Below are 13525 nucleotides of genomic sequence, written 5' to 3'. Positions count from 1 at the left end.
ACGGCCAGCGGTTGTCGGTCAGCGGTTGTCGGTCAGCGGTTGTCGGTCAGCAGCTCGGCACGACGCGTGCGCCGTCGCTCGGAGAGCCAGGTGGCGGCCAGGTAAAGCGGCATGCTGACGGCGATCAGAACCGCGCAGCCGGTCACCGCGCTGGCCAGGAAGTGCCCGCCGACCTTGGAGACGCCCTGGTAGAAGGCGACGATGACGACCATCAGCAGCACATAGCCACCGAGCGCGGTCGCCCCCGTCTGCCAGAGCAGCGCGGGCCAGCCCTGCCGCGCCCACGCGGGCGTGAACCGGCCGGTCCGCCACCGGCGTTCGCGCTCGTCCGGGTGGCGGGCGAGGGCGCGCAGGCCGAGGGCCAGGTAGAGCATGAGCAGCAGGTAGCCGGCGAACGTCACCCCGAACGACAGCGGCCCGGACAGCAGCGGCTGCGGCGCGGGCTGCGACTGATCCGCCGTCACCAACGCCGTCACCAACGCTGTACCCGAGGCGACGTACGCCGCGAGCATGCTCACTGGCCGCTGCCTTCCCGCAGCAGGAAGTGCCAGCCGCGGATGAAGGTGTGCCAGCCGAACCAGAGCCACAGGCCGAACAACACCCAGCGCCCGACCGGATACCGCATGACGGCGCGGGCCGTGTCGCTCAGCGTCGGGTATCCGGCCGCCACGCCGCCGCGCGCCAGCGCGAAGCCCTCCCAGGCGAAGAGCGCGCCGAAGACCACCGCCCAGACGAGATACCCGATCAACCGCTGGTGTCCCATTCCGCTCCCTCGCCGCCTCGCTGCCTCGCCTTCGGGCACTATCGCCGATCGTGCTGCATGGCCCCGGCGAAGCTCGGCAGATCCCGCCCCCGGCAGCGCGTCGTGTCGCGGATCGGACCCTGACGCGGGACCGCAGGCGGAGTACCGTAGAAGGCGGCCTGCAGGGTGAGCAAGGGAGCTTGACCGGGCAGTACCGGGCAGATGCGCACCGCCCGGAACCGCGGTCGACGGCCGAACTGATCCGCCGGAGGAACGACAGACTCCGGCGCACTCCACCACCTCGCCAAGGCGATGCCCCCCGGAGGGCGCGCGCTCTGCAGGTCGGCAGTGAGATGCAGGTGTACGAGGCCCGCGCGGGAACACGCCCGCGCGGGCCGGTGGCGTTCCGGGCCGGCGCCCCAGCCGCACGCGGCCGTCGAGGTGCTGGCACTCGGCCGGATCCCGATTCATGCTGCTGGAGTCGGCTCCGCCGACCGTAGCCAGACAGCCACCGGACGCGAATCGAGCATCATGCTGAATCTCCGCATCGCATCGGTCGAGTGCACGGACCTCTTCGTCGGCTCCACGGACGGGTCCGCCGGCGAACCCCGCCAGGTCGTCCGGGTCCGGGTCAAGGGGGCCCGATCCGGCCGGGACGTGACGGTCACCGTCCGGGGCGGGGCCGAGGGCTCGCTGACCGCACCGGCCGGACGCGAGGCGCTCGAAGTCCCGGTCCGGTGCACCGAACCGCCCGGCACGGAGGTGCCGGTGGAGGTCGAGGCGGTCGTCGGCAGACGCCGGGCGACGGCCAGGGCCACCATGACCGTGGCCGAGCCGGGCTGGACCATGTACATGGTCTCCCACTTCCACTACGACCCGGTCTGGTGGAACACCCAGGCGGGATACACCGTCGCGTGGAACGACCAGAAGCACGCGCAGAAGCACCGCTCCGGCTTCCAGCACGCCGGGTTCGACCTGGTCCACGCGCATCTGGAGCTGGCCCGGCGCGACCCGGACTACTGCTTCGTGCTGGCGGAACTCGACTACCTCAAACCGTACTGGGACGCCTTCCCCCAGGACCGGGACGCCCTGCGCCGGCTGCTCGCCGAAGGACGGCTGGAGCTGATGGGCGGCCTCTACAACGAGCCGAACACCAACCTGACCGGAGCCGAGACGACCATCCGCAACGCGGTGCACGGCCTCGGCTTCCAGCAGGACGTGATCGGCGGCGACCCGGCCACCGCCTGGCAGCTCGACGTCTTCGGTCACGACCCGCAGTTCCCCGGCCTGATGGCCGCGGCAGGACTGACGTCCTCGTCCTGGGCACGCGGGCCGTTCCACCAGTGGGGCCCGAACATGACGCCGCACGGCTCCCGGCCCAAGGACGCCGACACCGAAGGGATGCAGTTCGCCAGCGAGTTCGACTGGGTCGCGCCGAGCGGCGAGTCGCTGCTGACCCACTACATGGCCGGGCACTACAGCGCCGGCTGGAAACTGGACTCCTGCGGCGCGCTGCGCGAGGCCGAGGAGGCCGCGCTGCGGCTGTTCCGGATCCTCTCCAAGGCGGCAGCGACGAAGAACGTGCTGCTTCCCGTCGGCACCGACTACACGCCGCCGAACCGCTGGGCCACCGCGATCCACCGCGACTGGAACGCACGCTACGTCTGGCCGCGCATCGTCTGCGGGCTGCCGCGCGACTTCTTCGCCGCCGTCCGGGCCGAGTTGGCGTCGAGCGGACGTCGACTGACGCCGCAGACCCGGGACATGAACCCGATCTACACCGGCAAGGACGTCTCCTACATCGACACCAAGCTGGCCCAGCGCGCCACCGAGAACCTGCTGCTCGACGCCGAGAAGTTCGCCACCCTCGCCTGCCTGCTGGGCGACGCCGCCTACCCCGAGGCGGCCCTGGACAAGGCCTGGCGGCACCTGGTCTACGGCGCGCACCACGATGGCATCACCGGGTCCGAGTCCGACCAGGTCTACCTGGACCTGCTCGCGGGGTGGCGCGAGGCCTGGGATCTGGCGTCCACCGTCCACTGCAACGCGCTGACCCACCTGACCGCGCGCATCGACACCGCGTCTCTTGCTGCTGCGGAACCCGACGCCGCCGGACGCGTGTTGACGGTTTTCAACCCGAGCAGCTGGGCGCGGACCGATCTGGTCCGGTTCACCGCTCCGCCGTCCTTCGGCGGGCTGGTGGACGCGGAGGGCCGCGCGGTCCCGACGCTGCGCGAGCCGGGCGGGGAGGGCCCGGACACCGTCACCTTCCTTGCGCAGGACGTCCCTTCGCTCGGTCACCGCAGCTACCGGGTCGCGGCGAACGGGTCCACCGCCGCCGCACCGGAGGGCTGGCGGGCACGCGAAGGCACGTCCATCGCCAACGAGTTCCACGACCTGACCGTCGCCCCCGCACGCGGCGGCGGCGTGTCGAGCCTGCGCGAGCGGGCCACCGGTCGCGAGCTGATCGCGTCCGGCGCGGTCGGCAACGAGCTCCTCGTCTACGACGAGTACCCCGCGCACCCGGACTTCCACGAAGGCCCGTGGCATCTGCTGCCCACCGGACGCTACGACGGCGCGGCCGCGCACCCGGCGGAGTCCGTCGTGGTCGAGCAGTGCCCGCTGGGCGAGCGGGTCACCGTCCGGGGCAGGGTCGGTCCGGCCGACTACACCCAGCGGCTCACCCTCTGGCGTGGGCTGGACCGGGTCGACTGCGAGACGCGGCTGGACGACTGGACCGGCAGCGACCAACTGGTCCGGCTGCGCTGGCCCTGCCCGGTCCCGGGTGCGCTGCCGGTCTCCGAGGTGGCGGACGCCGTGATCGGACGCGGCTTCGCGCACCCGGACGTCGACGTGGCCGTCCATCCGTGGACCCTGGACAACCCCGCCCACCAGTGGTTCGGCCTGAGCAGTGCCGCGCGTGTGGTGCTCACCGGCACGGACGGCGCGGCCATCGGCGCGCGCGCCCTCGGCGTCGCCGAGATCGTCGCCCCGGACGAGGCGGGCGCGGCCGGGCTGGGCCGCGAGCTGAGCGTCGCGCTCGTGCGGGCCGGGGTCACCGCGACCTGCTCGGTGGCGGACGGCCACCGTTACGGGGTTCCGGCGCTGGACTCGAACCTGCCGGACGTCCGGATCAGCGTCGGCGGCCCGGAGGTCAACAGCTTCACCGCCGCCGTCCTCGACGCAGCCGGGCCCGCCCACGCGGACGAGCTGAAGCGCCAACTCGCCGCCGACGGCCACGCCTTGGTCTGGGTTCCGGCGCGCAAGCCGCTGGCGCACACCTGGCTTCCCGGCGCGGACCTGACGGCTCCGCTGGATCTGCCCGTGCTCGTCCTCGCGGGCGCGTCGGGCGGCGACGGCGTCGAGCTGGAGGCGGCCGTCGCCCGCGTGGTCGCGGACCTGCGCGACGCCCGGATCGAGGTGCGCCAGGCCGCGAAGCTCTGCGGCGAGGCGGACCTGCAGTTCGAGGACCGGACGGTCGCGCTGCTCAACCGGGGCATGCCGGGCTTCGCCGTGGACGTGCGCGGACGGCTGCACGTCTCCCTGCTGCGCTCCTGCACCGGCTGGCCCTCGGGCGTGTGGATCGACCCGCCCAAGCGCACCGTGCCCGACGGCAGCGGCTTCCAACTCCAGCACTGGACGCACACGTTCGCGTATGCGCTGGCCTCGGGAGCGGGCGACTGGCGCGAGACCGGCATGGTGGCGCGCGCCCATGACTTCAACCACCCGCTGACCGCCGTTCTGACAGATCGTCATGCTGCCGGTCCATCGGAAACTCCAGGAGCATCAGGAATGCTGCCGCCCACCGGCTCGCTGGTCTCGGTCGAACCGGCCGGGCAGGTGGTGCTGACGGGGCTCAAGGCGACCGGCAATCCGCTGGCCACCGGCCGCTCCGGCGGCGCGGATCCGGTCGGCTCCGGCTTCACCGCCCGGTTCTACGAGGCCCACGGCCACGACGCCGAGGCCCGGCTCACCGTTCCGGTCCCGCTCGCCTCGGCCGCCCACGCCGACCTGGTCGAGCGGCCGGGCGCGGCGATCGGCGTCGGGCCGGACGGGACGGTCACCACGACCGTCGGGCCCAACGGCGTGCAGACCGTCCTGCTGAGCCCCGCAACGCGCGGATCGGAGGCAACCACAGCGCTCGCATCCCGGCACGAGGCGGCCCAGCCGGTCTTCACCCGTTACTGGCTGCACAACCGGGGCCCAGCTCCGCTCGGCAACCTGCCCGTCGGCGTCCATCTGACGGCCGCACCGGACGCTGCCACCACCGCCCTGCGCGTGACAGTCGCCTCCGATCTGGTCGACCGCGCGGCGGAGGTCGCCCTGCGCCTGGTCGCGCCCGAGGGCTGGCAGATCGACCCGTCGGACCGTCCGCTGTGGCTGCCCCCCGGCGACTGGACCGAGGTCGAGGCCACGCTCACCCCGCCCGCCCCTCCCGCGAAGGCCGGAGCAGGTCCGCACCTCGTCCGGGCGCAGCTGGAGCACGAGGGCCGGACCTACGAGGACGTCCTCTTCGTGGACGGCTCCGGCCGGCCGACCTCCGTCGACAACGGCACGCTCACCGTCGAGTTGGACGCGAAACGGCTCACCCTCCGTCCCGGCGGCAGCGCCACGCTGACCGCGACCCTGCGCAACAGCGCACCCTTCGAGATCCAGGGCGAGTGCCAGGCGGTCAGCCCGTGGGGCACCTGGTCCGCCGTCACCCCGGCGACGCAGGGGTTCACCGTGCCCGCGCACGGGTCGGCGCAGGTACGGGTCGACGTGGCCGCGCCGGGCGGCGCGGCAGGTGACGACGGGGGGCACTGGTGGGTGCTGCTCAAGACGATGTGGTTCGGGCGGATCGGCTACTCGCCCGCCGTCCGCCTCGTGGTCGGGGAGCAGCCGTGATCGCCGCCCGGATCGGCGGCCTCACGGTCACCGCCGACGAGGTCGACGCGCGGGTGGCCGAGCTGCGACTCGGCCCCTACGCCGGCCTGCTGCCGTCCCCGACCACCGCCGAGGGCCGCCAGTTGCGCCGGTGGACCACGCAAGTCCTGGTCACCGAGCGGGTGTTGCGCGACCACGCCCGTCGGCACGACCGTCCCGCTCCACCCGACGCGCCCCGGCCGTTGCCGCAGTCGGCACGGATCGAACTGGGCAGCGTGCTCGCCGCGGTGCTGGCCACCTGCCCGGCTGCGTGGGCGGCCTACGACCTGGTCACCGCGTCGGCCACGGTCCCGGAGGAGGCCGTGCGGGCCTACGCCACCCCCGACCGTCGTCGCCCGGCGCGGCGCAGCGTCGTCCACCGGTTCCGCGGACGACCCGTCAACAACGGGCGCCCGTACCTGGTCGCGCGGCACGAACTGCCGCCGCCGGTCGCGGCGGCGGTGTTCGCCGGGCCGGTCGGGGCGGTCGTGGAACCGTCACCCGACCACTGGTTCACCCTCGGCGAGCTGGAACCCGCCGCCTCCGCACCCGGGAACCCGACTGCGGAAGCCCTTGCCGCGGCCCGTGACGCGTTGACCGAGGCGCAGCGGCGGCACGTCTTCGCCGAGTGGACGAGTCGTCAGGTCGCCCGGGCCACCCTGATGCCCGGCTTCGAACACCCGGCCGACATCCGCCAACCCGACGCGACTCACCACCACTGACCGCTCCCCCGGCACCACGGCCGCCACGGCCGCTACGGCACCCGCTCGGTGAAGCACTGCGGATCGCCGGGGTGCCCGACGGGGGTCAGACAGGCCCGGAGCACGGCCCCGGGACGCGTCGCGCTGACCATCGGGGTGGACGCCCCGTCCGACGCCAGGTAGGGGTTGGCCATCAACAGGTCCTGCGTCGCCACCCCAGGCGTCGAGATCGACACGGTGTCACCGACCTGCCCGTTCCAGGCCTTGACCCAGGCCGAGTCGCACGTCTGGCTGTAACGGAAACTCAGGTCCGCGCCGGTGCGGGTGGCGAAGTAGTCCGGCCCCAGGGTCGCCGGGCCCATGCCGCAGCCCGTCTGCTGCGCGTCCGCCCCGACGCAGGAACTTCCCGAACAGCCCATCCGCACCGCCTTCCAGTACGGCACGGGAGGCGCAGCGGAACTCGCCGAGCGCCACGCGTACGCCGCGCCCGCCGTGAGCGTGGCACAGACCACCGCGACGACGACGAACAACCATGCCCCGGACCGCGGTCGGCGCAGCCGCCGCGCCCGGCGCACCGGCGCAGCCTTCTCGGTCTGCTCCGGCTCCTCGGCCTTCTCCGCTTCAACCGGCTTCTCGGCCGGTGCGGTGTCGTCGACCGGGTCGCCGTCACGGGGGTCGTCGGCTGCCGACGCGTCGGTGTCGTCCGACACCGCCTCAACGGCCGGGGCCGGCACGGCCAAGACAGTCGGCACAGCCGACACGGCCGACGCGGCTCCGGCCGAAGGGTTCGCGGCCACCTTCCCGCGTCCGCTCCAGGCCGCCTCCGCGAGCTCCCACAGGGCGCGCAGCGCCCGTTCGGGCTCGCCGGCGACCAGGCACAGCTCCTGAACGGCGGCCCACGGCGGCAACGACTTGGCGTTGAGGTAGCGCTCCCACGACGACTTGCTGTACGTCGTGGCCGCCGCGAGCTGGGCGAGCGAGAGGCCCGCACGGACGCGCAACGCTCGGAGTTCTGCCGCCAGGCGGCGACACTCGGGACCTGTCGTACTCATGCCTGCCACCTCGCGCTTCGCTTCGGCTCCGCAGCGCTGCGCCTCAGCTCGCCGCTCACCGTTGTCCCCTCGCGCTTCGCTTCGGCTCCGCTGCGCTACGCCTCAGCTCGCCGCTCACCGGCGCAGCGCTCCCCAGGTCTGCGGGCCCACCACCCCGTCGATCTCCAGGTGCCGGGCCACCTGGAACTGAACCACGGCCTTCTCGGTCTTCATCCCGAAGCTCCCGTCGATGCCCTCGGGCGTGAAACCGGCCCGCTGCAACAGGCACTGGAGCTCGACGACCACCGGACTCTGCATGGTGATCTCGGTGGTCGTGGTGGTGGTCGTGCTGTAGCCGGCCTCCCACAGCCCGTTGACGCGACTGTCGTGGCACACGTAGGCCGGCGGCGACGGCACGATGGGCGGCTGGGGCGGCGCGACGGTCGCACAGGCGGCGGTCCCGTTCCAGGGCTGGACGATCGCCAGTGCGATCCCCGCCCCGGCGAGCGCGGCTACAGCCGAGGCGATGACGGTCCGCCAACCCCGGTGCGCCTGCTGCGGAGTGGCGGACCCCCCGGCCGCCACGCCCACGACCGGCTCGGTCGGCCCACCCACTCCGCCTGCTTCGCCCGAGTCCCCCCACTCTCCCGGCTCCCCCGACTCGTCCTGCCCGCCCGGTTCCTCGGCATCCAGATCTGCAGCCGCGTCCATATCTGCATCCGCGTCCGCCTCGACCCCGTCCGTCGCGCCCTCCGGGCGGGTGGCGGACGTGGACTGCCAGGCCTCGCGTGCGGCCTGATGCAGGGCCAGCAGCGGGACGGGATCCGCGCCGGTCGCCCGGGCCAGGGACTCGACGGCCTCACGCGGGGGCAGCAGCCTCCCGCCGAGGTAGCGCTCCCACGACGAAGCGCTGTACTCGGTGCGGGCGGCGAGCCGATCCAGGCTGGATCCGCTCTCGTCCTTGAGCCGCCGCAGCTCCGCCACCAGCTGCACCACCGCCGAGGGAAGCCCCTCGGGCAGTGCCTTCCAACGCGCCATGCGTCGCCCCCCTGTGCATCAACCTTGCTCACATGATCGGCTTCCGACCGAGGCTCTTCCGCGCAGCCCGCGTGATGCTACCGCGCATGCGCATGCCACCCCCAAGCGTCCCGCCACACCGTCGTGCACCCCTGAATCGCCGCTGTTCAGAGGCTCGTCGTCCCAAGATCTCGGCAAATGTCCCGTCAGACTGGCGCAGTGGGACACAAACCGGAAGCCTGTCTGCCATCAGCTGCCGAACCGCCGCAGTCGCGTCGGCGGAACGGCCTCCGCCGTCCAGGCCCTCGCCGGGGAGGGGCCTGGGCGGCGCACGGAGCCAGACCCTCCCCACGGGTCCCTCCGCTCACCCCCGTGCGCAAGCATGCACCTGCCACGCCGCTCAGGGACATCCGTCTTTCAGCCAACCGACACCCGGATCTCACACCGCCGCACACCATCTCGATGCGCCTTACAGCGCCTCAGAGCACCATCGGCCGGTCGGACGCGGCGATCGGGGCGGGCAGCTCGGTCGGCCGCCCGCGCAGATAGCGGTCGGCCGCGGCGGCAGCCGCGCGCCCCTCGGCGATGGCCCAGACGACCAACGACTGCCCGCGTCCCGCGTCGCCCGCGACGAAGACGCCCGGCCTTCCGCCCGCGAAGCCCTCGTCCCGCGCGAACGCACCCGTCGGCCCGAGGCGCAAGCCCAGCTGGTCGACCAGCCCCCCGTCCTCCGGTCCGGTGAAGCCGAGGGCGAGCAGCACCAGCTCCGCCGGGATCACCCGCTCCGTCTCCGGGACGGGTCGGCGCGAGCCGGGATCGGCGTCGCTGAGATGGAGCGCGCGCACCCGTCCCTGCGCGTCGCCGTCGAGCCGGACCGTGGCCGCGGCGAAGACCCTGACGTCGCCGTGCTCGCCGGTGAGGTGCTGGTCGTCGGGGTCGCCCGGGGCGACGACGCGGAGCCGGACCAGGTCCCGGCCCTCCACGTGCGCGGGCGTCAGCCGGTGGATGCGCGGATAGGTCGGCCACGGCTGGTCGTCCGGGCGCTCCTCGTCCGGCTGCGGCTTGATGTCGAGCTGGACCACCGAGGCGGCGTGCTGGCGCAGCGCCGTGCCCAGGCAGTCGGCGCCGGTGTCGCCGCCGCCGATGATGACGACCCGCCTGCCCTCGGCGGTGATCGGCGGCCGGGGGTAGTCGCCCTCCTGGACCCGGTTGGCCTGCACCAGGTACTCCATGGCCTGGTGCACCCCGGCCAGCTCCCGTCCGGGCACCGGCAGTTCGCGCGGGCGGGTGGCGCCGGAGGCGACGACCACCGCACCGTGGCGCTCCAGCAGCGTGCTCGCGTCGAGCTCGGTGCCGACGGCGACGCCTGGGCGGAACACCGTCCCCTCCGCCTCCAGCTGCGCGATCCGGCGCGCCAGATACCGCTTGTCCATCTTGAAGGCCGGGATGCCGTAGCGGAGCAGCCCGCCGATCCGGTCGTCGCGCTCGTAGACGACCACCTCGTGCCCGGCGCGGGTCAGCTGCTGCGCGGCGGCGAGCCCGGCCGGGCCAGAGCCGATCACGGCGACCCGCGCTCCGGTGTGCTCCTCGGGACGGACGGGGCGGGCCAGTCCGTGCTCCCAGGCGTAGTCGGCGATGGCCGCCTCGATCGCCTTGATCGCCACCGCGTCGCGGCCGTCGATCGCCAGCACGCAGGCACTCTCACAGGGGGCCGGACAGAGGGAGCCGGTGAACTCGGGGAAGTTGTTGGTGGCGTGCAGGCGGTCGGCCGCCGCGTCCCAGTCCTCGCCCGCGGAGAGCACGTTCCAGTCGGGGATGAGGTTCCCCAGCGGGCAGGCGTGGTGGCAGAAGGGGATACCGCAGTCCATGCACCGACCCGCCTGCGCGCTGATCAGCGGCAGCAGCCCGCCGGGCACCTCGGCATCCGGGACGTGCACGTCCCGCCAGTCGTCGACCCGGTCCGGAACCGGGCGCAGCGGCCAGTCGTGTCGCGGGGTGGTGAGAAAGCGCCAACGGTCATCCATGGCAGGCTCCCAGCGGATGTGACCTGCGTCACACCACCATACGACCGCCACGGGCAGCACAGCACGCCCTCGCCCTCACGTTGCACTCATGCGTCCTTCACACTCCCTTCACTACCCCACCGACCTGCGCAAATGCCTCATGCCACCGCCTGTACGGACACTCCGGACATGTGTGGCTTGAACCACTTCGCCGCGAATTTCCTTGCCCGGCCGGACGCGTGCGTGTGACGGTGTTGAAGCGTTGGACGACGTCGAGACGTCCCCGACGACACAGCGGCCGGACGCACGGCCGCACCGGAGCCGACGGGCTCCGGGGTGATCGGTTCCCCACCCTCTTGTGCGAGAGGCGGCAGGTGCGACTGCCGAGCTGGGCATGCCGGATCACTTCTCCCACATATGCACAACCACACCTCCCACACAGTGGCTGCGTCCTGCCTTGTTCGGCAGGCCCCGACGGTTCGGCCGCGCTGCGAGAGAGCTCGACGGAGCTCGCCACAGCTCGACCGCGTCCGCCTGCGGGGTCTCCGCCACTCCCCCCTGTCCACATGGAGTGACATGCGCATCAGCGCTCGCAAGACCCGTATCGCCGTCCGCGTTGCCGTTGCCGCGACCCTCATCGGCGGCGTGGCCGCCGGCACCGTCGGCACCGCCGAGGCCGCCGCCCCCGCGTCCGCCCCGGCCGTCACGTCCGGCTACTCCAACAGCTTCTACGGCTGGATCGCCCAGGCGCAGTCCATCCTGGCCGCCCACGGCGACCACGTCCCGCCGGCGGCTGCCATCGCCGCGCGTGCCATGACCGAGTCCTCCGGCAACCCCAGCGCCGAGAACAACTGGGACTCCAACGCCGCCGCGGGCACCCCGTCCATCGGTCTGCTCCAGGTGATCCAGCCCACCTTCGACACCTACTCGCTGCCGGGCTACAGCAACATCTGGAACCCGGTCGACAACATCATCGCCGCCGTGCGCTACGCGAACGCCCGCTACGGCGCGTTCGAGAACATCGCCTACGGCACCAACGGCTACTGAGCCGAGCCGGCTGACACAGCTTCACCAAAGACCCCGCCGACCCGCACCCGGGCCGCCGGGGTCTGGGTGCGTTGAGGCCTGGGCACATTGAGGCTCGGCTGCGTTGGGGCTTGGGTACGTTGGGGCCCTGACATCCCGTCATCTGACGATCCGTCACATGTCGAGCTCGCCCTCGATCAACGCCAACTTCCGCCTGGCCATGGCCAGATTGGCGCGCTCCCGATCCAGCACCAGGACCAGGAAGAGCCCCGCGCCCGTGCGGGCGGTCAGCGGGCGGATCAGGTGGTACTGCCGGGTCAGTGTGATCAGGATGTCCTCGATGGTTCCTTGCAGCCCGAGCATCTCCATGGTCCGGTGCTTGGCCCGCACCAGGTCGGTATGACCCGCGGCGGCGATCGCCATGTCGAGTTCGCCGTTCCCGCCGCCCAGAGCCCCGAGGCTCATTCCACTGGTCAGATCGACAAGCGCGACGCCCAGCGCGCCGTCGATGCTCATGGCGTCTTTGAGTGCGATGTCCGTGTTCACCATGGATCGTGACGTTAGGGGCGCGCCGACCGGCGGATTCGACGAATTTCAGAAGTCTGCAACTCGCGGAATCCGCAGGTGTATGCTCCCTCGCCCTACGTCAGACCGCCTTCGCCGCATGGCGTTCGAAGACCTCGGGACGCGCGCGCCGCAGCGCCGTCGTGATCGCACCGAGCAGGACCGCGTCGTCGCCCAACTCGCTCGCCGCCACGCGGGGACGCAGCGGGGTGAGCAGCCGGAGCGACGCTCGGACCGGGTCGAGCAGCAGGTCGGCGCCGTGGCCGACACCGCCGCCGAGGACGACGAGGTCCGGATCGAGCACGGCGGACACCGCCGAGACCACCAAGGCCAGCCGCTCGCCCTCCTTGCGCACCGCCGCGACGGCGGCGGGCTGCCCGGTGCGGGCCGCGTCGAAGACGTCCTTGGCGGAGGCGACTTCGTCCAGGCCGAGCGCGCGGGCGATGCGGACCACCGCATCGGCGGAGACCGCGTCCTCCAGCGCGCCGCGCCGGACCCGCCCGTCGACCGAACCAGCCTCCCTACCCGCCTCGACGCCCGCCGCCGCACCCGCCTCGACGCCCGCCTCGACGGCGCCGTCGAGGGCACGGCCGTCCAGCGCGCCGCCGTCGAGCGCGGCGAGCGAGACGGGCAGGAAGCCGACCTCACCCGCCGCGCCGTGCGCGCCGGTGAAAAGCTCGCCGTCGGCGACGATGCCGATGCCCAACCCCGTGCCGACCAGCGCGTAGACGAAGAGGCGGCTGCCGCGCCCTGCGCCGAAGGCGTACTCGCCGAGCGCGGCCAGGTTGGCGTCGTTGTGGACGGAGAGGTCGGGACCGCCCAACTGTCCGCGGATCCGCTCCACCAGCCCGGCCCGGCCCCAGCCCGGCAAGTTCACCGCATAGCGGACCCGCCCGGACTCCGGGTCGAAGACGCCGGGCGTGGCGACCGCAGCGTGCACGACGCGGTCCGCCGGCACGTCGGCCTCGCGCAGCACCTCGCGGGCCGCGGCGACCACCGCGTCCGCGACTGCGTCGGCGGTGGTGCCTTCGTTGGGCACGTCGATCCGGGCCCGGATCCCGCCCGACAGGTCGGCGACCGCGGTACGCAGCCGGGCCCGGCCGATGTCGATGCCGAGCACGTACCCCGCGGTCGGGTCGGGTTCGTAGAGCACGGCCGTGCGTCCGCGCTCCGGGACGACCGTCCCCGCCTCACGCACCAGCCCGCCCTGCTCCAGGGCGGCGAGCGCGCTGGACACCGTCGGCTTCGACAGGCCGGTCTCCCGCGCGAGTTGGGCACGCGAGGCGGCACCCGTGGTGCGCAGGTGCTCCAGCAGCAGCCACTCGTTGTTGCTGCGCAGGCGCTGCCGGTTCCAGGGTTGCTCGTCCACGTGCTGGTGATCCTCGGTCGGTCCGATGGGGATGCGTGCTCGACCACTGTAGGCAACCGGTGATCTCGGACACGCGCCCCTTGACGATACAAGTAAAGGAATTTAACTTTACTAACTGCCGAGCTCGTCCTGCAGCGTGCCTCCACGCCCCCGCACCCTCACTCCCC

The 13525-nt window shown here is 72.8% G+C and carries 10 protein-coding genes; 3 read left to right on the top strand and 7 right to left on the bottom strand.

The genetic code is table 11. The features are described from left to right. Positions 1–32: 32 nt before the first annotated feature. On the bottom strand, positions 33–512 hold the full coding sequence (locus tag ABH928_RS13550; RefSeq protein WP_370066090.1) for a DUF6256 family protein: 480 nt from the start codon (positions 510–512) through the stop codon (positions 33–35). A gap of 2 nt (positions 513–514) precedes the next feature. Then, positions 515–763 carry a DUF6186 family protein gene (locus ABH928_RS13545; protein WP_370065745.1) on the bottom strand — a complete coding sequence of 83 codons (249 nt, stop codon included), beginning with the start codon at positions 761–763 and terminating at the stop codon, positions 515–517. A gap of 510 nt (positions 764–1273) precedes the next feature. On the opposite strand from ABH928_RS13545, the gene ABH928_RS13540 reads away from it, so the two are divergent. Together ABH928_RS13540 and ABH928_RS13535 are read left to right on the top strand one after the other, a co-directional pair. Then, positions 1274–5629: a glycoside hydrolase family 38 C-terminal domain-containing protein gene (locus ABH928_RS13540; protein ID WP_370065743.1), complete on the top strand. Its 4356-nt coding sequence runs from the start codon at positions 1274–1276 to the stop codon at positions 5627–5629. Then, positions 5626–6369, top strand: a complete 744-nt coding sequence (locus ABH928_RS13535) for a hypothetical protein (protein WP_370065741.1) — start codon at positions 5626–5628, stop codon at positions 6367–6369. The genes ABH928_RS13540 and ABH928_RS13535 overlap by 4 nt, the downstream gene beginning before the upstream one ends. Positions 6370–6401: 32 nt before the next feature. On the opposite strand, the gene ABH928_RS13530 is transcribed toward ABH928_RS13535, so the two are convergent. The 3 genes from ABH928_RS13530 to ABH928_RS13520 form a co-directional block, all read right to left on the bottom strand. After that, positions 6402–7400, bottom strand: coding sequence for a helix-turn-helix domain-containing protein (locus ABH928_RS13530; protein ID WP_370065739.1), 999 nt, complete (start codon positions 7398–7400; stop codon positions 6402–6404). A 114-nt stretch (positions 7401–7514) separates the two neighbouring features. Beyond that, positions 7515–8417: a peptidoglycan-binding protein gene (locus ABH928_RS13525; protein ID WP_370065737.1), complete on the bottom strand. Its 903-nt coding sequence runs from the start codon at positions 8415–8417 to the stop codon at positions 7515–7517. 458 nt (positions 8418–8875) lie between these two features. Continuing rightward, positions 8876–10420, bottom strand: a complete 1545-nt coding sequence (locus tag ABH928_RS13520; RefSeq protein WP_370065735.1) for a glutamate synthase subunit beta — start codon at positions 10418–10420, stop codon at positions 8876–8878. A gap of 555 nt (positions 10421–10975) precedes the next feature. Here ABH928_RS13520 and ABH928_RS13515 point away from each other — a divergent pair. Continuing rightward, complete coding sequence (locus ABH928_RS13515; RefSeq protein WP_370065733.1) at positions 10976–11446, top strand: transglycosylase SLT domain-containing protein; 471 nt, start codon at positions 10976–10978, stop codon at positions 11444–11446. A 153-nt stretch (positions 11447–11599) separates the two neighbouring features. Here the strand turns inward: ABH928_RS13515 and ABH928_RS13510 are convergent, their stop codons facing one another. Together ABH928_RS13510 and ABH928_RS13505 are read right to left on the bottom strand one after the other, a co-directional pair. Next, positions 11600–11974 carry a hypothetical protein gene (locus ABH928_RS13510; RefSeq protein ID WP_370065731.1) on the bottom strand — a complete coding sequence of 125 codons (375 nt, stop codon included), beginning with the start codon at positions 11972–11974 and terminating at the stop codon, positions 11600–11602. Between the two features lie 97 nt (positions 11975–12071). Beyond that, positions 12072–13358: an ROK family protein gene (locus ABH928_RS13505; RefSeq protein ID WP_370065729.1), complete on the bottom strand. Its 1287-nt coding sequence runs from the start codon at positions 13356–13358 to the stop codon at positions 12072–12074. Positions 13359–13525 lie beyond the last annotated feature (167 nt).

The organism is Streptacidiphilus sp. MAP5-3 (genome assembly GCF_041262505.1).
GTDB lineage: Bacteria > Actinomycetota > Actinomycetes > Streptomycetales > Streptomycetaceae > Streptacidiphilus.
This window is presented reverse-complemented; position numbering and strand designations above follow the sequence as displayed.